The 18,723-nt window shown below is 68.1% G+C and carries 14 protein-coding genes; 9 read left to right on the top strand and 5 right to left on the bottom strand.

Features of this window, described 5'->3' with window-relative positions:
• Window positions 1-82: 82 nt before the first annotated feature.
• On the bottom strand, window positions 83-1,717 hold the full coding sequence (locus ACIA6A_RS18545; RefSeq protein WP_396098902.1) for a glycoside hydrolase family 27 protein: 1,635 nt from the start codon (window positions 1,715-1,717) through the stop codon (window positions 83-85).
• 246 nt (window positions 1,718-1,963) lie between these two features.
• Window positions 1,964-2,938 (bottom strand): glycoside hydrolase family 11 protein, encoded by a 975-nt coding sequence (locus ACIA6A_RS18540; RefSeq protein WP_396098901.1) that lies wholly within the window; start codon window positions 2,936-2,938, stop codon window positions 1,964-1,966.
• Window positions 2,939-2,987: 49 nt separating this feature from the next.
• Between ACIA6A_RS18540 and ACIA6A_RS18535 the strand changes: the two genes are divergently transcribed.
• From ACIA6A_RS18535 to ACIA6A_RS18495, 9 genes are all read left to right on the top strand, one after another.
• The gene (locus ACIA6A_RS18535) at window positions 2,988-3,326 is read left to right on the top strand and encodes a hypothetical protein (RefSeq protein ID WP_396098900.1); all 339 of its coding nucleotides are present in this window, start codon (window positions 2,988-2,990) and stop codon (window positions 3,324-3,326) included.
• 184 nt (window positions 3,327-3,510) lie between these two features.
• Complete coding sequence (locus ACIA6A_RS18530) at window positions 3,511-5,847, top strand: beta-L-arabinofuranosidase domain-containing protein (protein WP_396098899.1); 2,337 nt, start codon at window positions 3,511-3,513, stop codon at window positions 5,845-5,847.
• 55 nt (window positions 5,848-5,902) lie between these two features.
• Window positions 5,903-7,615: a cellulose binding domain-containing protein gene (locus ACIA6A_RS18525; protein WP_396098898.1), complete on the top strand. Its 1,713-nt coding sequence runs from the start codon at window positions 5,903-5,905 to the stop codon at window positions 7,613-7,615.
• Between the two features lie 154 nt (window positions 7,616-7,769).
• Entirely contained in the window at window positions 7,770-8,759 is a 990-nt protein-coding gene (locus ACIA6A_RS18520) for a LacI family DNA-binding transcriptional regulator (RefSeq protein WP_396098897.1), read from the top strand.
• 128 nt (window positions 8,760-8,887) lie between these two features.
• A complete protein-coding gene (locus ACIA6A_RS18515) occupies window positions 8,888-9,832 on the top strand; it encodes an alpha/beta hydrolase (protein WP_396098896.1) in 945 nt (314 codons plus the stop codon).
• A 39-nt stretch (window positions 9,833-9,871) separates the two neighbouring features.
• On the top strand, window positions 9,872-11,203 hold the full coding sequence (locus tag ACIA6A_RS18510) for an ABC transporter substrate-binding protein (RefSeq protein ID WP_396098895.1): 1,332 nt from the start codon (window positions 9,872-9,874) through the stop codon (window positions 11,201-11,203).
• 4 nt (window positions 11,204-11,207) lie between these two features.
• Window positions 11,208-12,110, top strand: coding sequence for a carbohydrate ABC transporter permease (locus ACIA6A_RS18505; protein ID WP_396098894.1), 903 nt, complete (start codon window positions 11,208-11,210; stop codon window positions 12,108-12,110).
• The gene (locus ACIA6A_RS18500; protein ID WP_396098893.1) at window positions 12,107-12,931 is read left to right on the top strand and encodes a carbohydrate ABC transporter permease; all 825 of its coding nucleotides are present in this window, start codon (window positions 12,107-12,109) and stop codon (window positions 12,929-12,931) included. The genes ACIA6A_RS18505 and ACIA6A_RS18500 overlap by 4 nt, the downstream gene beginning before the upstream one ends.
• A gap of 26 nt (window positions 12,932-12,957) precedes the next feature.
• Window positions 12,958-13,860 (top strand): SGNH/GDSL hydrolase family protein, encoded by a 903-nt coding sequence (locus ACIA6A_RS18495; protein WP_396098892.1) that lies wholly within the window; start codon window positions 12,958-12,960, stop codon window positions 13,858-13,860.
• Here the strand turns inward: ACIA6A_RS18495 and ACIA6A_RS18490 are convergent.
• The 3 genes from ACIA6A_RS18490 to ACIA6A_RS18480 all read right to left on the bottom strand — a co-directional run bounded on the left by ACIA6A_RS18490 (window position 13,815) and on the right by ACIA6A_RS18480 (window position 18,602).
• Window positions 13,815-15,473: a family 43 glycosylhydrolase gene (locus ACIA6A_RS18490; protein WP_396099006.1), complete on the bottom strand. Its 1,659-nt coding sequence runs from the start codon at window positions 15,471-15,473 to the stop codon at window positions 13,815-13,817. The two genes, ACIA6A_RS18495 and ACIA6A_RS18490, sit on opposite strands and share 46 nt — an antisense overlap.
• Before the next feature lie 67 nt (window positions 15,474-15,540).
• Window positions 15,541-16,569 carry a cellulose binding domain-containing protein gene (locus ACIA6A_RS18485; protein ID WP_396098891.1) on the bottom strand — a complete coding sequence of 343 codons (1,029 nt, stop codon included), beginning with the start codon at window positions 16,567-16,569 and terminating at the stop codon, window positions 15,541-15,543.
• A gap of 98 nt (window positions 16,570-16,667) precedes the next feature.
• Window positions 16,668-18,602, bottom strand: coding sequence for a family 43 glycosylhydrolase (locus ACIA6A_RS18480; RefSeq protein WP_396098890.1), 1,935 nt, complete (start codon window positions 18,600-18,602; stop codon window positions 16,668-16,670).
• Between the last annotated feature and the right edge of the window lie 121 nt (window positions 18,603-18,723).

Below are 18,723 nucleotides of genomic sequence, written 5' to 3'. Positions count from 1 at the left end.
CGCACACTGGACACTCACTTCATTCGTACTGAACGTCGCCCACCCCGGGCACCTCGTGAGGTCGGTGGCGCCGGCAGCCGGGTCAGCGCCGGGTCCATTGCTGATTGGTGGCGCCGGTGCAGCTCCAGAGCAGGGTCAGGGTGCCGTTGGCGGTCTGGTTGTTGGTGACGTCGAGGCAGAGGCCGGACTGGTTGCCCCGGACGGTGCCGTTGGCCTGGAAGGTCCATTGCTGGTTGGTGCCCCCGTTGCAGTCCCAGATCTGCACCTTCGTTCCGGCGGTGGCGCCGATCGGTGCGTCCAGGCACTTGCCCAATGCCTGCAGGGTCTGCCCGGACACGGTCCACTTCTGGTTGGCGGCCGTGCCGCAGTCCCAGACGACCGGCTGGGTGCCGTTGGTGGTGTTGCTGTTCGGCACGTCCAGGCAGCGGCCCGATGAGGTGCTGACCAGGTTGCCCGAGGCCGGTGCCGGCGGTTCTCCGGTGGTGCCGCCGGCGACCCGGTAGACGACCGTGCCGTGTGCCGGGACGCTCGCGCTGATCGCGCCGCCGGTGGTCGTCGTGGCACCGCTCCAGGCCTCGGTCAGGGCGTACGACGTGGCCCCGGATTTACCGATCGCCGCGGCCGAGGTGGTGATCGTGCGGGTGGCACCGCTCTGGTTGAACAGGGCCACCGCGACGTCGCCGTTGGACAGCCGCTTGGCGAGCACCCGCTGATCGGCGTCGCCGGCGACCTGGACCCCCTGCAGCCCGAGGCTGTCCTGGTTGATGGCGATCAGCCGGGGGTTCTGCAGGATCGTGCGGGTGGCGGCGGTCATGGAGCGGATGTCGTTGCCGGCGATCAGCGGAGCCGCCATGACCGCCCACATCGCGAAGTGGGAACGCTGCTCGGTGTCGGTCAGGGTGCCGCGGCCGACCTCCATCATGTCCGGGTCGTTGAAGCCACCCGGTTCCGCGTACGCGGCCAGCGGCACATTCACGTTGATGATGTTCTGCACGCCCATCGGATAGCCGTTGGTCTGGTCGGTGTTCCAGGTGAGCTGGATGTCCTCGGTGGTGCGCCAGATGTTGGCCACGTCGCCCCAGTCGCGCTGCGGCCCGGTCTTCGCGTGGACGCTGTTCGAGTTGATGCTGTACAGGATCGGGCGCCCGGTGGCGGCCAGGGCGTCCCGCATCTTCGCGAACGTGGTGACCTGTTCGCCGATGGTGCCGGCCGGGGAGCACCAGTCGTACTTCAGGTAGTCGACACCCCAGGCCGCGAACTGCCGGGCGTCCTGGGCCTCGTGTCCCTGACTGCCGGTGGCGCCGGGGTAGGAGCCGAAGTACTGGGCGCAGGTCTTGTCCAGCGGGGCCTGGTAGATCCCGAACTTCAGGCCCTTGCTGTGCAGGTAGTCCCCGAGTGCCTTCATGCCACTGGGGAAGCGCGTCGGATCGCCCTGCAAGTTGCCGCTCGAGTCGCGGTTGGGGTTCATCCAGCAGTCGTCGACCACCACGTACTCATAACCGGCGGCGCGCATGCCGGAACTGACGATGCTGTCGGCCATCCCGCGGATCAACGATTCGTTGATATTGCAGAAGAACGTGTTCCAGCTGTTCCACCCCATCGGTGGCGTCCGCCCCACCCCGTTTTCCAGGGCCTGGGCCGGTGCGGCGGTGGCGACGGACGCGGTGCCCGAGAGCAGCAGGAGTCCCGTGGCGAGCATGGCTTTGAGACGTCTCATGGTGATCGACCTGTCCGGAAATGGTCGGCCGCAGTGGCCGAGGATAGGAAGGGCAGATTGCCATAATTTTCCAACACATTCAAGGCCGTAAATTGATTGAGCCGGTATTCGCGACCTCTCGATACGCGATCACGTAACACTTTTTCTGGCGGAAATTTTAATGTCGGCGTAACGGTCGGCGGGTGCACGCGGAAGTCCGGGACCGGCGTGACGCCGGGCCCGGACCTTCGGTGACACGGTCCCGGATCAGCTCGCGCTGCAGGAGACCGTCGGCCAGGTGGTGTTGCCGTTCTTCATGATGGTCACGCCGAACGTATTGCCGTTGCCGTTCGGCTTGGCCGTCATCACCTGACCGCTGCTGTCCCAGCTCGCGGTGGTGTTCCAGGTCGAGCTGATCTTCTCGGGGGACGGTACGTTCATCGTCACGGTCCAGTTGCTGGATCCGCTGACCGCCACGTTGAGGTTGTAGCGGTCGCTCCAGCTGTCCCCGGCCGACAGCGCCGCGGTGCAGCCACCGCCGCCGGGGTTGCCGGGCGTGGTGGGCGGCGTGGTGGTGCCGCCGCCGGAGCCTTCGCTGACGGTGATGCTGGAGCTGGCGTTGCTCTGGTAACCCTCGGTGGCCATGATCTGGTAGTCGTGGGTACCGAGGGTAAGGCCGGCCCGGGACCAGGCGTTGAAGTGGTTGGCGGTGGTGATGGTGCCGCTGGTGCGGTGCTGCTGGCGCACGCTCCAGTACTGGTAGAACGTCGCGTTGCCGATGATCGAGGGCTGGTTGACACGCTGGGTGCGGTACAGGTCGTAGGTGCTGCCGTCAGTGGTGACGGACCCCAGCCGGGTGGTGCCGTTGCTGGGGTTGTAGTTGCCGTAGTCCTCGACGATGTAGTACTCGATGAGCGGGTTGGTGGTCCACCCGTACAGCGCGAGGTAGCCGTTGCCGTTGGGGTTGAAATTGCCCGAGTAGTTGACGGTGTGACTGGATCCGGGCTTCCAGCCCTTGCCGCCGACCCAGTTGTTGATGCCGTTCATCTGAACGCTGTAGCTGCCACCGGCGCCCAGGTTCATGGTGACGTTGCCGCTGTCCTTCCAGTACGAGAAGAAGTAGCCGTTGTGGTAGCCGGTCAGGTTCGAGGTGAGGGTCCGGTCCGCCTCGGCCCGGGCGGCGCCGGCCGTGACCATCGAGATCAGGGTCAGGACGACGGCGCAGACAGCACTGATGAGCATCCGGACGCGATTGCGTCCGGCGCGTATCGGTCGGGGGGAGATCTCGTGCATGTACTTCCTCCTCGATGAAGCCGGCGAGAATCAGGTTGATGCCTGTCGATGGAAAAGTATTGGATCGGCTCCGCAGGCTTGTCAACATCTTCCGGTAATGTTCCGGAAACAAGAGACTCTTCGCGGGTCGTACCGCGTGCGTGCTGATCAGGCATTTAGCAGGTCGCGCGTGGACTGCGGTCGCGCCAAAGATCGACTGGTGCGAGCATTGGGAGATCATCAATTTCCGGAAGTTTCGGAACTCTGCGATCGGGTGCACCGTGCTTTCGCAGCATTCTCGAAAACTTCTGCCGGAAAAAGTGTGGTGATCTTCCGTTGCATTCCGCTGCCTGCATGAATGCGTCGACCCGCGCCTCGCGACAAAAGCAGCCGGCATTGGCCGGAAGGTAAGCCCAGTGACGTCCTTGAATGCAATGGGGGACTGGCCGTAACCTTCCGGAAACGATTGTTACCGTTCACCTCGGGCGCGGCAGGAAGGCCCGGAGCCGGTTGCCGTCCCTTCGACGCGTTGGAGTCCGCCCATGTCTTCCTCGTTCCTGAGCCGCCGCCGTCTGCTGCAGGCCGCCGGCGCCGGTGCGCTGGCATCCGCCGCCGGCGGCGCCGATGCCTTCCTGGCCGCGCCGGCGCGAGCGGCGGTGGTTCCACCCACCCGTCCTGATCTCGGTGTGTCGGCCTACCCGTTCGATCTGGGCCAGGTGCGGCTGACCGCGGGCCGGTTCCAGGACAACGAGAACCGCACGCTGAACTACCTGCGGTTCGTCGACGTGAACCGGCTCCTCTACGTCTTCCGCGCCAACCACAAGCTGTCCACCGCCGGGGCCGCGGCCAACGGTGGCTGGGACGCGCCGAACTTCCCGTTCCGCAGCCACATGCAGGGTCACTTCCTGACCGCCTGGGCCCAGGCGTACGCGGTCCTGGGTGACACCACCTGCCGGGACAAGGCCGACACGATGGTCGCCGAGCTGGCCAGATGTCAGGCGAACAACGGCGCGGCCGGATTCAACACCGGATACCTGGCCGGCTTCCCGGAATCCGACGTCACCGCCGTCGAGGCGGGCACGCCCGTCGCGGTGTCGTACTACGCCATCCACAAGACCCTGGCCGGGTTGCTCGACGTCTGGCGGTACATCGGCAGCACCCAGGCCAGGGACGTCCTGCTGCGGCTCGCCGGCTGGGTCGAGTGGCGCACCGGCCGGCTGAGCTACAACCAGATGCAGGTCGTCCTGCAGACGGAGTTCGGCGGTATGAACGCGGTGCTGACCGATCTATACCAGCAGACCGGCGACACGCGCTGGCTGACCGTGGCGCAACGGTTCGACCACGCCGCGATCTTCGACCCGCTCGCGGCGAACCGCGACGAGCTCAACGGCAAGCACGCCAACACCAACCTGCCGAAGTGGGTCGGTGCGGCGCGCGAGTACAAGGCGACCGGCACCACCCGTTACCGCGACATCGCCGGCAACGTATGGAACATGATCGTCGGCGCACACACGTACGCGATCGGCGGCAACAGCCAGGCCGAGCATTTCCGCCCGCCGAACGCGATCGCGGGTTACCTGTCCGACGACACCTGCGAGCACTGCAACACGTACAACATGCTGAAGCTGACCCGCGAGTTGTGGCTGCTCGACCCGAACCGGGCCGCCTATTTCGACTATTACGAGACGGCGTTGCTCAATCACCTGGTCGGCGCGCAGAACCCGGCGGACAGCCACGGCCACATCACCTACTTCACGCCGCTGAAGCCCGGTGGGCGCCGCGGTGTCGGCCCGGCCTGGGGCGGCGGCACCTGGTCCACCGACTACAACAGCTTCTGGTGCTGCCAGGGCACCGGCATCGAGACCAACACGAAGCTGATGGACTCGATCTACTTCTACAACGGCACCACGCTGACGGTGAACCTGTACGTGCCGTCCGTGCTCACCTGGGCCCAGCGTGGCATCACGGTCACCCAGTCCACGACCTACCCGGTCAGTGACAGCACCACGCTGACCTTGTCCGGCGCGATGAGCGGGTCATGGGGCATCCGGTTGCGCATCCCGTCGTGGACCGCCGACCCGGTGATCAGCGTCAACGGCACGGTGCAGAACGTCACCGCGACGCCGGGCAGTTACGTGACCGTCACCCGGGCCTGGGCGGCCGGCGACACCATCACCGTGCGGATGCCGATGCGGGTCATCATGAAGGCGGCCAACGACAACGCCAACCTTCAGGCCATCACGTACGGGCCCGCGGTGCTGAGCGGCAACTACGGCACCACCACGCTGTCCTCGTCGCCGGCGCTGACCGTCTCGTCGATCACCCGCACCAGCACCAGCAGCCTCGCGTTCACCGCGACCGCGAACGGTGCCACGGTGACCATCGGACCGTTCCACGACGCCCAGGGCTTCAACTACAACGTCTACTGGAACACCGCTGGTGGCGGCAGCACCCCCGGAGGAACCTTCAAGCTGGTCAACGTCGGTACCGGACTGGTCGTCGGCGTGCAGGACATGTCCACCACGGACGGTGGGCTGGCCGTGGTCTGGGGTGACACCGGCACCGCCGACCACAACTGGGTCCGGATCGCCGACGGTGCCGCGTTCAGGTTCCGGAACGTCAACAGCGGCAAGGTGCTCGGCGTCGAGAACATGTCGGCCGCCGACAACGCCCGCGTCCTGCAGTGGGGCGACACCGGCACCGCCGACCACCGCTGGACCCTCGTGGCCAACAGCGACGGCTCGTACCGGATCCGCAACGTCAACAGCGGCAAACTCCTCGCCATCCTCAACGCCTCCGGCACTTGGGGCGCCCAGGTCGTCCAGGACGCCGACAACGGCAGCGCCGACAACAACTGGCGCCTGGTCCAGGTCGGCTGACGTCATGCCGGTATCCACCCCCTTCCGTCGTCCGTTCCCGTTCAGGAGGAATGTCATGGGCAGAATCACCTGGCGCAAGGCGGTGACGGCGTCGGCCGGAGCCGTTCTGGTGGCTGCGGCCGGCACCGTCGCGGCGATGCCGGCCGCGGCCGCCGCCACGGGCTGCTCGGTGAACTACACGGTGACCTCGCAGTGGCAGGGCGGCTTCGGTGCCGACGTCGCTCTCACGAACCTCGGTGACCCGGTGACCGCCTGGACCCTGACCTGGTCCTACAGTGCGGGCCAGACCGTCACGCAGGCCTGGAACACCACGCTCACCCAGAACGGTGCCGCGGTCACCGCCACGAACGTCAGCTACAACGGGGCCGTCGCGACCGGTGCGACCACGTCGTTCGGGTTCAACGGCTCGTCGCCGGGCGGCAACCCCGCCCCCACCGCGTTCGCGCTCAACGGCGTCGCCTGTACGGGAGGCACGACACCTACCACCGGGCCGACACCCACCACCGGACCGCCGCCCACCACGTCCCCGGCACCCGGCGCCGCCCCGGACGTCACCGTCACCAGCGCGACCAGATACCAGACCGTCGACGGTTTCGGGGCCGCGGTCTCGATCTGGGGCGGCGCCTGGTCCACGGCCGAGACGCAGACGCTGGTCGGGACGGGGGCCGGCCAACTGGGTCTGTCCATCGTGCGGACCGGCATCTCGCCGGTCTCCAGCGAGTGGCCGGCGCAGGTGAGTGCGCTGAAGACGGCGAAGGCGTCCGGGTCGAACGTGAAGATCCTGGCGTCACCGTGGACCGCTCCGGCGGCCTGGAAGACGAACAACAGCCGGATCAACGGCGGCAAGCTGAAGACCGACTACTACGACGACTATGCCAATCACCTGAACAGCTATGTGCAGTACATGCGCGGACAGGGTGTGACGATCGACGTCACCTCGGTGCAGAACGAACCAGACTGGCACCCCGCGTACGACTCGATGGACTGGAGCGGCACCGAGCTGCAGACCTTCGTCCGTGAGCAGGGCGCGAAGGTGCAGAACACCAGGTTGATGGTCGCCGAGGCGGTGAACATGAACTACGGCTACACCGATCCGTCGCTCACCGACGCGAGCGCCCGCGCCAACGTCGGATACATCGGCGGTCACCTGTACGGCACCGAGGACGCCGGGCGGCTCAGGCCGTACGCCCTGGCCCAGCAGTACGACAAGCCGGTGTGGATGACCGAGTGGAATTTCCACGAGGCCGACGGCAACGGCTCCAACATCTGGGGCAATCCCAGCAATCAGGCGGTCTGGGACGAAACCCTCGACGACATCATGCGTACGGTCCACAAGTCGATGGAATCGAACTGGAATGCCTACATCTGGTGGTACGGAAAGCGCTACTACTCCTTCATCGGTGACGGGGAGGCGGCCTACGGCACCACCGCGGGGGCACCGCTGAAGCGCGGGTTCGCCTTCTCGCAGTACGCGAAATACGTCCGTCCCGGCTATCAGCGCGTCGCGCTCACCAAGAGTTCCAAGGCCGCACCGCTCGAGGTGACCGCCTACCAGGGCGGTGGAAAGCTGACGCTGGTCATCCTGAACCGATCGACCAGCGCGGTCTCCAACGCCGTGTTCCAGGCCCCGCAGAACGTCACGAAGGCCGAGTACTACCTCACCTCGCAGACCGCGAACGCGGCCGCCCAGCCGACCGGCGTGAGCGGGGGACAGGTCACCGTCACCGTCGGCGCCCGGAGTATCTCCACCCTCGTGCTCACCCTTTGATCCGGCTCGTCCGATCAACAGCCCGGTACCGTGGAAGCGGTGCCGGGCCGCGGGCGGTGTCCTGACTGTTAGAGTGCTTTTGCCGAAGTGCTTCGGCGGCTGCTGACGCCGGCACCCGTGACGAATCCACCGGGCGGAGCGAAGGCGGGCAGCGGTGGCAGCACATCGAGTCACGATCTACGAGGTGGCCGAACGGGCCCAGGTCAGCATCTCGACGGTGTCCAACGTGCTGAACAAGCCGGACCGGGTGCGTGCGGCGACCCGGGCCCGGGTGCTGGCCGTCGTCGACGAGCTGGGTTTCGTGCCGAAGGTCCAGGCGGTCAGTCTCGCGCGGCAGGGCACCGGCCGGATCGGGGTGATGGCGCCGTTCACCTCCTACAGTTCGTTCCTGCGGCGGTTGTCCGGGGTGCTGACCGCGGCGACCGAGCTGGAGACCGACGTGCTGGTCTTCGACCACGAATCGGCGGCGTCGACGTCGTCCCCCACGCTGGCCAGCATGCCCATCCACGGGCGGCTGGACGGCCTGATCGTGATGGGGCTGCAGATCGAACCGGGGATCGCCGAACGGCTGCGGGGGCGAGGTCTGCCGACCGTGGTGGTCGACGCCGACAGTGACCTGTTCAGCCGCGTGGTGATCGACGACGACGACGGCGGCCGGATCGCCGCCCGGCACCTGCTGGAGCGGGGACACCGCCGGCTGGGCTATCTGCTGGAGCGCCAGGTCTCCGACTACGAGTCCCAGGCGGTCAAACGGCTCGCCGGGTTCCGGGTCGCCGCGGCCCGGGCCGGGGCCACGGTGGCGGTCGCGACCAGTGACAACGCGGTCGAGGCGGCCCGGCATGCGGCCGCCGGCCTGCTGGACGCCGCCGACCGTCCGTCCGCGATCATGGCGCACCACGACGCGCTCGCCGTCGGTGTCCTGCTGGCCGCCCGGGACCGCGGACTGCGGGTCCCCGAGGACGTGGCCGTGATGGGCTTCGACGACGGCGAGTCCGCGGCGGCAGCCGATCTGACCACGATCCGCCAGCCGTTCGAGGAGTCGGGCAGCACCGCGTTCGGGGTGCTGCTGGGCCACATCGGCGGGGCGGGGCTGCGGTCGGCCACGGTGCTCGATGTCCACCTGGTCGAGCGTTCGACCACCTGAAGTGTGAACTGTCCGTTGCTGACCTGCGACGACGTAATAAAAGTGCTTCTATAAAAACTCTTGACTTGGTGTTGGCGGTGATGTTTCGTACGTGTGACGAACTCGTCAATCGCACCGGAGAGGTGGCCATGGCGTTGTCCGCAGCGGTCGAGAGTTTCCTGGCCACCAAGCCCGATTCCGGAGATCCCGGTGCACCTGTCGCGGTACGCCGGGCTGCCATCCTCCGCGGCTCCGACGAGCTGTTCGAGACGTTCGGAGCGCCGGTGCAGCCGGTCGGTGTCCGGGATGTCGTCGTCCACCGGCCCGGCGGCGACCTGCGGCTCCGGGTCTACCGCCCGGACACCACCCGGCCCCTGCCGGTGTATGTCTTCCTGCACGGCGGGGGATTCTGGCTCGGTTCCGTCGACGAACTGGTCAACGACGCCCTGTGCCACGACCGCAGCCGGCGTGCCGGTTGTGTCGTCGTGGCGGTTGACTACCGACTGGCCCCCGAACACCCGTTCCCGGCGCCGCTCGAGGACTGTTACGCGGGACTGACCTGGGCCGTCGAGCACGCCGCGGAGCTCGGCGGTGACCCGGGCCGGGTCGCCGTGGGTGGCGTCTCCGCGGGTGCGAACCTGAGTGCCGCGGTGACCCTGCTCGCCCGGGAGCGCGGCGGTCCGCGCATCGACCTTCAGGTGCTCGAGGTCCCGCCCCTGGACCTGACGCTGGACACCATGCGCGAGTCGGGTGTCGCCGACGACTACGGCATCACGGTCGACGACATGCGGCTCTGCGGCGATCTCTATCTCGGCCCGGCGCACGACCGACGCGACGAACTCGTGTCACCCCTGCTCGCGAGTGATCTGAGCGGCCTGCCGGCCACCCGGATCATGAGCGCCGAGCACGATCCGCTGCGCCTCGACGGCGAGCGCTACGCCCGGCGGCTGACCGACGCGGACGTGCCGGTGTCGTTCGAGGTCTATCCGGGGGCGGTGCACGGATCGCTGGCCCTGACCGGCTCCTGGCCCGCCGCCGCGACCTGGCAGGACGACGTGGTCAGCACGCTCCGGAGCCTGCACACCCCAGCTTGATCTCCCCTTTCCGCACCGATCCACCGAGGAGTGCCTTTCATGAAACGTATGGTCGCTGTCCTCGCCCTCTCGGGAACGCTCGCCGCGACGGCGTGCAGTGCCCCTGGTGGCGACCCGGTCACCACCGGCGGTAGCGCGCCGGTGAACGTGAAGTCCACCTGCGGCACCGATCCGGTCAAGCTGAAGGGCTATTTCGAGACCGGGTTCCCGTTGCCGAGAACCCTCTCCGAGGAATTCACCGCGCAGTTCCCGAACGTCACGTGGGACATCCGCGAGGACCAGTTCGCGGTCATCACCCAGAACGCCCCGCGGGTGCTCTCCGACGACCCGCCGGACCTCGTCCGGGTGCCACAGGTGTCGGAGCTCGCCAAGGACGGCCTGCTGCTGAACCTGGACAGCTACGCCACGGCGTACGGCTGGGACAAGTGGCCGGCTTCGCAGCTCGAACAGATGCGGTTCGGTGCCGACGGGGAACGCGGCGACGGATCGTTGCAGGCGATGGGGCTCAACTTCAGCATGACGGGCATCTTCTACAACAAGAAGCTCGCCGCCCAGATCGGGATGACCGAGGCGCCGAGGACCCTGGCCGCGTTCGACACCGTGCTGCAGAAGGCCAAGGACGCGGGCATCACCCCGATCAACCAGTTCAACGGTGGCGCCACCGGCGGTCTCGCGTTCCCGCTGCAGAACCTGATGGCGGCGTACGGCGACGCCGCGCCGATCAACGACTGGATCTTCAACAAGCAGGGCTCCACCATCGACACGCCCAGCAACGTGCAGGCGGCCCAGCACCTGGAGAAGTGGATCAAGGCCGGGTTCTTCGCCCCGGACATCAACTCGCAGGACTACGCGATGATGATGAGCCGCTTCATCGGCGGCAAGAACCTCTTCATCTTCAGCGGTGACTGGGAATCCGGGAACCTCGACAAGCAGATGGCCGGTAACGCCGGCTTCTTCCTCATGCCCTCGAACGAGGCGGTCGGCAAGCAGGCGGCGATGTCCGCACCGCTGACGTACGGCATCAGCGCCAAGTCCACGAACGCGGACTGCGCGGCGTTCTTCCTGAACTGGGTCGCCACCAACGAGAAGGCCCGCGACATCGGGGTCACGGTCGGCGGATCGCACCCGATGGGCCCGACGGACGCCTACATGCCCGCGGTCGGCGCGGACACCGTCACCGCCGGCACCCTGGCGGCCGGCGCGACCATCGGCAAGGACAACGGCTCGATGGACTTCATCGCCAACGCGACCGGGTCGATCTACGCCAAGAGCTGGACACCGCAGCTGCAGAAGCTGGTCGCGGGCCAGCAGACGCCGCAGGGGCTGCTGACCGCGGTGCAGAAGGATTACGAGAGTCAGGTCAAGGGCTGACCCGATGACCCTCTCACCCCGGGGGCGGCGTGCGCGCCGCCCCCGCTCGGCCTGGCTCGGCTGGCTCTTCGCCCTGCCGGCGGTCGTGGTCTATGCCACCTTCGTCATCCGCCCGTTGCTGCTGACCGTGCAGTACTCCTTCTACGACTGGAACGGCATCGGCGCGGCCACCTGGGTCGGCCTGGACAACTACCTCCGGCTGTTCACCGACTCCGAGCTGTTCGCCACGATCGTGCACGCCTTCGAACTGATCGTGTACTTCAGTTTCGTCCCGGTCCTGCTGGGACTGGCGGTGGCGGCGACGATCCGGCGGATCGCGCAGAGCCGGCTCGCGCTGGTGGCCCGGACGGTGCTGTTCCTGCCACAGGTCATTCCCCTGGTCGCGGCCGGCATCATGTGGACCTGGCTGCTGTCGACCACCGGTCTGATCAACCAGCTGCTCTCCGCCGTCGGCCTGGGCGGGGTCACCCGGGCCTGGCTCGGCGACTTCGACACGGCGCTGCCCGCGGTCGGGGTGATCGGCGCGTGGGTCCAGGTCGGTCTCTGCACCCTGCTGCTACTGGCCGGGATGAGCAAGATCGACAATTCGCTGTACGAGGCCGCCCGGCTCGACGGGGCCGGCCCGCTGCGCGAGTTCTGGTCCATCACGCTGCCCAGCCTGCGCCAGGAGATCGGCGTCTGTGTGACCGTCACGGTGATCTCCGCGCTGGCCAGCTTCGACATCATCTACGTCTCGACGCAGGGCGGTCCCGGCAACTCCACGATGGTGCCCGGGCTCGAGATCTACTACCTCGCCTTCGCGGAGCGCGAGGTCGGCATGGCCTCGGCGCTCGCCGTCGCCCTGACCGTCCTCGTCCTGCTCTGCGTCCTGCCCATCCAACGGTTCACCAGGGACGGCACCCGATGATCGTCACCCGTCGTGAGACCCTGACCGGGCGAGTCCTGCTCGTCCTGTTGATGGCGATGACCGTGCTGCCGTTCATCAGCCTGTTCGTCACCGCCCTGCACCCGTCGGGCACCTATCCCGACGGGCTCTCGTGGCCGAGCAGCCCGCAGTGGGGCAACTTCGCCGACGCGTTCAGCGCCGCGAACATGGACCGCCTGCTGTTGTCGAGTGCTCTGATCGTGCTCGGTGTCGTACCCCTGTCGGTCCTGTTCGGCACCATGGCCGGATTCGCGTTCGGGCATCTGCGGATGCCGGGGCACCGGGTGGGGTTCATCGTCTTCGTCCTGGGTCTGACCCTGCCCTTCGAAGGCCTCATCACCCCGCTCTACTACCAGGTGCGCGACATGGGCCTGCTCAACACGAGATGGGCCATCATCCTGCCGCTCATCGGCCTGTTCATGCCCTTCTCCGTGCTCTGGATGCGGGCGCACTTCGTGAACATGCCCGAGGAACTGTCGGAGGCCGCCCGCATCGACGGGGCCTCCACCTGGCAGCTGTTCCGGCGGGTCCACGTCCCGCTGGCCAAGCCGGCCCTGTCGTCGCTGAGCATCCTGCTGTTCCTCTGGACCTGGAACCAGTTCCTGCTGGCCATCGTGCTGGTCGACGACCCCGCCAAACGGACCATGGCCGGTGCGCTCGGCGCCTTCCAGGGCCAGTGGGGCACCGACATCCCGTTGCTGTGCGCCGGATCGCTGCTCATCCTCGCGCCCACCCTGATCATCTTCCTGATCTTCCAGCGCCGCTTCGTCGCCGCCCTGTTGCAGGGCTCGATCAAGGGATGACCCCCGAACCGACAGGAGACACCGGCGTGAACGCGCCCCTTTCCGCCTACGATCGCCGCCAGTTCCTGCGATACACCCGTACCGAACGCTGGCCGATGCTGGACCGCCGCCCGGTCGACGCGACCGTGCACCGCGACCTGCTCGCCGGGATGCTGGGTGTCCCGCCGGAGCAGGTGACCGCGGAGATCGAGGCGATGCGGGCCGAGGCCGTCCGCGCCGCGGCCGGGCTGCTCACGGATCCCGGGCTGAGGGCGGCGGTCGAGGCACTGCCGTTCGGCGCCGGCGACCGCGTCGTGGCCGTCGGTGACTCGATCACCGCCGACCGGGTCGGCTGGTTCGAGATGCTCGACGCGGCGGTCGCCGTGACCGGCACCGGAGGCTTCACCCTGCACAACCTCGGGCTGAGCGGTAACACGACAGCGGACGTACTGGAACGCTTCGATCTGATCGAGGCGGCCCGGCCCACCCGGGTCCTGATGATGCTCGGGACGAACGACGCCCGGCGGCACGGACGGACCACCGGTTATCCGATGGCCACCGTCCGCGAGACGGAGCGCAATCTGCGAGCCCTGGTGCAGCTCATCACCGGCGAGCTCGGCGCCGAGGTCACCCTCATCACACCGCCGGCCGTCGACGGCCGGTCGGCCGACGAGTTCTTCGCTGCGCTCCCGCTGAGCTGGGACGTGGCCGCGGTTGCCGGCATCGCCGCCGTCGTCCGGACGATCGACGCCGGGTGCCTCGACCCGCACGCCGCGATGCGGGCGCACGGACCGCGGGAACTGCTGGAGACCGACGGGGTGCACCCGACCCCGGCCGGGCAGCGGTTCATCCTCGCCACGATCCTGCGCGGCCTGGCGCCGGGCACCCGCACCGCGCGGGGCGGTCAGGAACCGGCGCAGGTCAGCGCCGGTTCCGACGCGCCGCCCTGAGCCAGGAACCCGAAGGTCGTCGATGCGTTCGCGGCGACCGTGCCGTTGTAGGCGGCGCTCGCCACCGTCACCGCCGAACCGCTGGTGGTCAGCGTGCCGCTCCAGACCTGATCGACGCTCTGGCCGGCGCCCAGGGTCCAGCCGACCCGCCACGAGCTCAGCGGTGCGGAGCCGGCCGTCACGGTGACCTCGCCCTGGAAGCCCCCGGACCAGGTGCTGGTGGTGCGGTAGGCCGCCGAGCATCCGGTGGCGGCCGGCGGCGGGGTGGTCGGCGGGGTGGTCGTACCGCCCGGCGCGGTGAACCTCCACCAGTCGAGGTTGAACAAGGTGCCGCTCCCGCCGGCGAAGCGCAGGTAGAGGTCGTGGGTGCCGGTCGCCCCGCTGACCGGGCAGGAGACATTCGCCCAGTTCTGCCACCCGCCGGTGCCGGCGACGGTGCACGTGCCCACCAGCGGGCCCGAGGCGCCGTCCAGGCGCACCTCGATTCTCCCGCCGCTGGTCGCGGACGCGACGGCCGCGGTGAACGAGGCCGCCCCGGATCCGAAGGCCACGCCCTTGACCTTGATCCAGTCGCCGTTGTCGGCGTAGGAGACGTTACGTCCGCCGGTCGCGGTGGCCTCGGTCTCCACACCGGACTCGAAGGCGATGGTCTCCGCCTCCTGGCGGACGTAGGGGTCGAGCGTGCCGATCTGCGGAGCCCCGGTCGTGCTCATGGTGATGGTCGGGATGGTGTTGTCGGCGCGATAGGTGAACTGCTCCACGGCCACCGAGCGGGTGTAACCGCCCCCGCCGGGGAGAGCCCCGTTGTGATAGAAGAAGTACGAGCCGCCCTTGAAGTCGATGACGGCGGGATGGTTCGTGAAGCTGCTGCCCTGGGTGGGCATGACCGTGCCGCGGTACGTCCACGGTCCGAGCGGGCCCGGAGCGGTGGAATAGGCGATGAACTCCGAGCAGCACTTGGCGGCGTACACCAGGTAGTAGAGGCCGTTGCGCTTGTAGACCCAGGGCCCCTCCTCGTACAGCGTGGGCCGGTTGGCGTCGCCCGTGCGGGTGCCGAACCCGGCGGTGGTCAGCGGGATCCTGGTGGGACTTCCGGTGAAGGAGATCATGTCCGCGTTGAGCTTCACGTACCACAGGTTGGGGTTGCCCCAGTAGAGATAGGCCTGGCCGTCGTCGTCGACGAACACGGTCGGGTCGATCTCGTTCGTGTCGGCGAGCGGACGGCCGATCGCGTCCCGGAACGGTCCGGTGGGGCTGTCCGCGACGGCCACGCCGATGGACATCCGGTTGGTGGCCCGGGCGGTCACCGGCACGTACCAGTAGAACTTGTTGTTGCGTTGCACGACCTGACCGGCCCAGGCGTTGCTGCTCGCCCAGCTGAACGTGGCGAGGCTCAGCGGTGACCCGTGGTCGGTCCAGTTCACCATGTCGGCCGACGACCAGACCCGCCAGTCCTTCATCGTGAAGTACGACGAGCCGTCCTCGTCGTGCCCGGTGTACAGATAGACCCGCCCGTTGTGGACCAGCGGTGCCGGGTCCGCGGTGTAGACGGTCTGCACGATCGGGTTGTCGGCCTGTGCCGGCCCGGGCACGACGAGTACCAGCAATGCCATGGCGAGAAGGGCGAACAGGCTACGGACGCGATGGGGTGTCACGGCGCTTCCTCCGGGGCATGAGGGGTCAGGCTGCGGTGCATTGCGCGGTGGGGGTGCCCGCGGTGCTCTGGGTGGTACCGAGCACGCCGAACCGGACGTTCTGGCCGGCGGGGACGGCACCGTTGTAGTCGGCGTTCGTGGCGGTGACGGTGCTGCCGCTCGTGCTGACCGTGGCGTTCCACGCCTGGGTGACGCTCTGGCCGCCGGGGAGCTGCCAGGTGACGGTCCAGCCGGCGATCGCCCGGCTGCCGGCGGTGACGGTGATCTCGGCCTGGAAGCCGCCCTGCCACTGACCGGTGACGGCGTAGGACGCGGTGCAGCCGGAGCCAACGGGCGGCGGGGTTGTGGGTGCGGGGGTTGTGGGCGCGGGGGTTGTGGGAGCCGGTGTCGTCGGTGACGGGCTGCCACCGCCGGGGGTGCCGATACTGCCGGGCACCGCTTGCAGCGCCGCGTACCAGCGCGCGGCCATCTTGTCGTACCCGGTGGCGGTGGGGTGGACGCCGTCGATGAGGTCGCCGGTGGTCAGCGCGCTGTACATGTTGACGAGACGGACCCGCCGGCCGGCATTGACCTGACCCTGCACGATGCCCGGCACAGCGGCGTTGAACGTGCGGACGGCGTTGTTCTGCGAGGCCGAGGACAGCGGGATGAGGGTCGACACGAACACGTCGGCGTTCGGTGCCGCGGCGGTGATGTGGTCGATCAGGGTGGTCAGCCGCCGCGGGGCGTTGCCGACGTCGTAGTTCTGCAGGATGTCGTTGGTGCCGATGTGCAGCAGCACCGTGCGCGGGGTCGTGGCACGTAGCCAGCCGCTCATGGACGCGTCGATCTGGTCGATCCGCCAGCCGGGGTGCCCCTCATGGTCATGGTCACCGAGGTTCGCCGGGCCGTTGTACTGCGAGCCGACGAGGTCGACGCGGTACCCACCGGTGGCCATGCGCTGCCACAACCCGATCCGGTAACCGCCGGGCACCTGGGTGCCCTCGGTGATGGAGTCGCCGAGCGGCATGACCCGGACGCCGCCGTTCGACTCGGCGGCGGCCGGATCACTCACCACCCCGAGGAGGCCGGCTCCCACAGCCACGGTCGCTGCGGTCAGGAGAAGCAAACGGGTACGCAGGCCTCGCACGGGGGCACCTCCGGGCATCGTGATCAGGGTGTGGTGAGTGCGAACTGGCTCACGGCGACGGAACCGCCGAGGGCGCGGGTGGCGTAGTTGAAGACGCCGAAGCGGTAGCCCATGAAGAACTGCCAGTCGCTGTTCAGGGTGAACGCCGGGCCGAGAGTGGTGAATGTCGTGCCGTTCGTGCTGTAGGAGAACGTGGCCGTACGCCCGGAGCCGGGTTGGATGTTCGCGGTTGCCCGTAGCCAGATCGTGCCGCCGGAGACGGTCGCGCCGGCTGCCTCGGTGCCGGTGCCGGTGGTGGTCCAGCCACTGGTGGACATGGTGAGACCGTTGGTCATGGAGACCCGGGTGACGCCGTTGTCCTTGCGGACACCGACCCAGGCCGACTGGTCGCGCAGCATGGCCAGGCCGCTGCGGTCGCCGTCGGCCATCGTGGAGTAGTCGAGTCTGACCGTCGCGGTGGACGACGGTCCCTGGATGCGCCGGGTCAGGGTGTTCCGCGCGTTGTAGAGGTCGTTGGTGACGGTCGCTGTCGAGAGCCGCAGGCCGTTGTTGACGCTGAACTTGGTGGTGTCCGGGTTGTGGTTCCATTCGTACTGCGGTCCGAGGCTGGTGCCGGTGAAGGTGTCCGTGCCGGTCATCGGGGTGAGTGGGTGCCAGGGCAGGTTCGGGCGCGGGTAGCTGGCGCCCCAGCGGCCGTTGACGGTCTGCAGCACCGGCCACCCGTCACCGCTCCAGCTGATCGGGGCCATGGTGGGCATCCGCCCGCCTGGGTAGGCGTCGGTGAACGCCATGTAGTACCAGTCGCCGTTCTGGGTCTGTACGAGACCGCCCTGGTGGGGAACGCCGCCACCCGAGATCGGGCCGGGCAGGTTCAGCAGGACCTGTTTCTGCTCGTACGGGCCCCAGGGGCTGGTCGATCGCAGCACGTACTGGCCGTTGGCGGGGCGGGTGAGCCAGATGTAGTAGTAGTTCCCGCGCTTGTACATGCGTGAGCCCTCGAGGGTGCCGATGCTCGACGGGGTCTGGTAGACGGTCTGTGAGCGGACCTCGGAGGTCAGGTCGGGGGAGAGTTGGGCGACGCTGATGGTGCCGTTGCCGTAGGCGACGTAGGGGGTGTCGTTGTCGAACAGCAGTCCGGCGTCGTAGTAGCACTTGTTGATGCGTGCTTTCTTGGCCCAACCGGCGCCGGCGTTGGTGGAGGTGTAGACGTAGGTGCGGTTGAACTCGGTGCAGCCCAGCCAGTAGTAGGTGCTGTTGCTGGGGCGGTAGTTGAATGCTGATGCCCAGATGCCTTTGACGTAGGCGCGGCTGCCGTTGAGGTCGTAAGCGTTGGAGTCGAAGTCGAGCCGGGGTACGGAGTGCCCGGCGTATTCCCAGTTGACCAGGTCGTAGGAGCGCAGGACCGGTGCTCCCGGGGAGTAGTGCATGGTCGATGCGGAGTAGTAGTAGACATCGCCGACCCGGATGATGTCGCCGTCCGCGAAGTCCTGCCACACCACCGGATTGGTGAAGGTCGAGCTGGCCGGCGGGGTGGTCGGCGGCGGTGTCGTCACCGGTGGGGTCGTCACCGGTGGAGTGGTGGCCGGTGCGGTCGGCGTCGGGCTGCCGGGTGCCGTGGTGCCGGTGCATACGACGCCGTTGAGGGTGAAGGTCGCCGGTGCCGGGTTGCTGCCGGTCCATGAGCCGTTGAAGCCGAAATTCGCCGTGCCTGCGGTGGGCAGGCTCCCGTTGTACTCGGCGTTGGTCACGCTCACCTGGGCGCCGGACTGCGCGACCGTGCCGCCCCACAGCTGGGTCACCGCCTGACCGGCGGGGAACGACCAGGTCAGCTGCCAGCCGGAGATCGGGTCGCCCAGGTTGTCGATGGTCACGGCGGCGCCGAAGCCGCCCTGCCACTGGTTGGACACCGCGTAGGTGACCCGGCAGCCGGCCGCTGCCTCGGCGTTGCCGGTGACCATGGGGACGGGGGGGGGGGGGCCCCGGGGGCGCCGCGCCCGGCCCCCCAACCCGGTACCCGGCACGGTGCAAGGTCAAAACATAAGGGGGGTTTGTTAGGCCGGCCGGGCGACCGGGGTGGGG

The sequence above is a fragment of the Actinoplanes sp. NPDC051494 genome (assembly GCF_044454705.1).
In the GTDB taxonomy this organism is placed as follows: domain Bacteria; phylum Actinomycetota; class Actinomycetes; order Mycobacteriales; family Micromonosporaceae; genus Actinoplanes.
This window is presented reverse-complemented; position numbering and strand designations above follow the sequence as displayed.

Excerpts from the sequence above, each read along its gene's own strand:
- ACIA6A_RS18535 (WP_396098900.1), top strand. The coding sequence starts at position 2,988 with ATGTACTTCCTCCTCGATGAAGCCGGCGAGAATCAGGTTGATGCCTGT.
- ACIA6A_RS18480 (WP_396098890.1), bottom strand. The coding sequence starts at position 18,602 with ATGGTCACCGGCAACGCCGAGGCAGCGGCCGGCTGCCGGGTCACCTAC.
- ACIA6A_RS18505 (WP_396098894.1), top strand. The coding sequence starts at position 11,208 with ATGACCCTCTCACCCCGGGGGCGGCGTGCGCGCCGCCCCCGCTCGGCC.
- ACIA6A_RS18500 (WP_396098893.1), top strand. The coding sequence starts at position 12,107 with ATGATCGTCACCCGTCGTGAGACCCTGACCGGGCGAGTCCTGCTCGTC.
- ACIA6A_RS18540 (WP_396098901.1), bottom strand. The coding sequence starts at position 2,938 with ATGCTCATCAGTGCTGTCTGCGCCGTCGTCCTGACCCTGATCTCGATG.
- ACIA6A_RS18530 (WP_396098899.1), top strand. The coding sequence starts at position 3,511 with ATGTCTTCCTCGTTCCTGAGCCGCCGCCGTCTGCTGCAGGCCGCCGGC.
- ACIA6A_RS18490 (WP_396099006.1), bottom strand. The coding sequence starts at position 15,473 with ATGGCATTGCTGGTACTCGTCGTGCCCGGGCCGGCACAGGCCGACAAC.
- ACIA6A_RS18510 (WP_396098895.1), top strand. The coding sequence starts at position 9,872 with ATGAAACGTATGGTCGCTGTCCTCGCCCTCTCGGGAACGCTCGCCGCG.
- ACIA6A_RS18515 (WP_396098896.1), top strand. The coding sequence starts at position 8,888 with ATGGCGTTGTCCGCAGCGGTCGAGAGTTTCCTGGCCACCAAGCCCGAT.
- ACIA6A_RS18545 (WP_396098902.1), bottom strand. The coding sequence starts at position 1,717 with ATGAGACGTCTCAAAGCCATGCTCGCCACGGGACTCCTGCTGCTCTCG.
- ACIA6A_RS18525 (WP_396098898.1), top strand. The coding sequence starts at position 5,903 with ATGGGCAGAATCACCTGGCGCAAGGCGGTGACGGCGTCGGCCGGAGCC.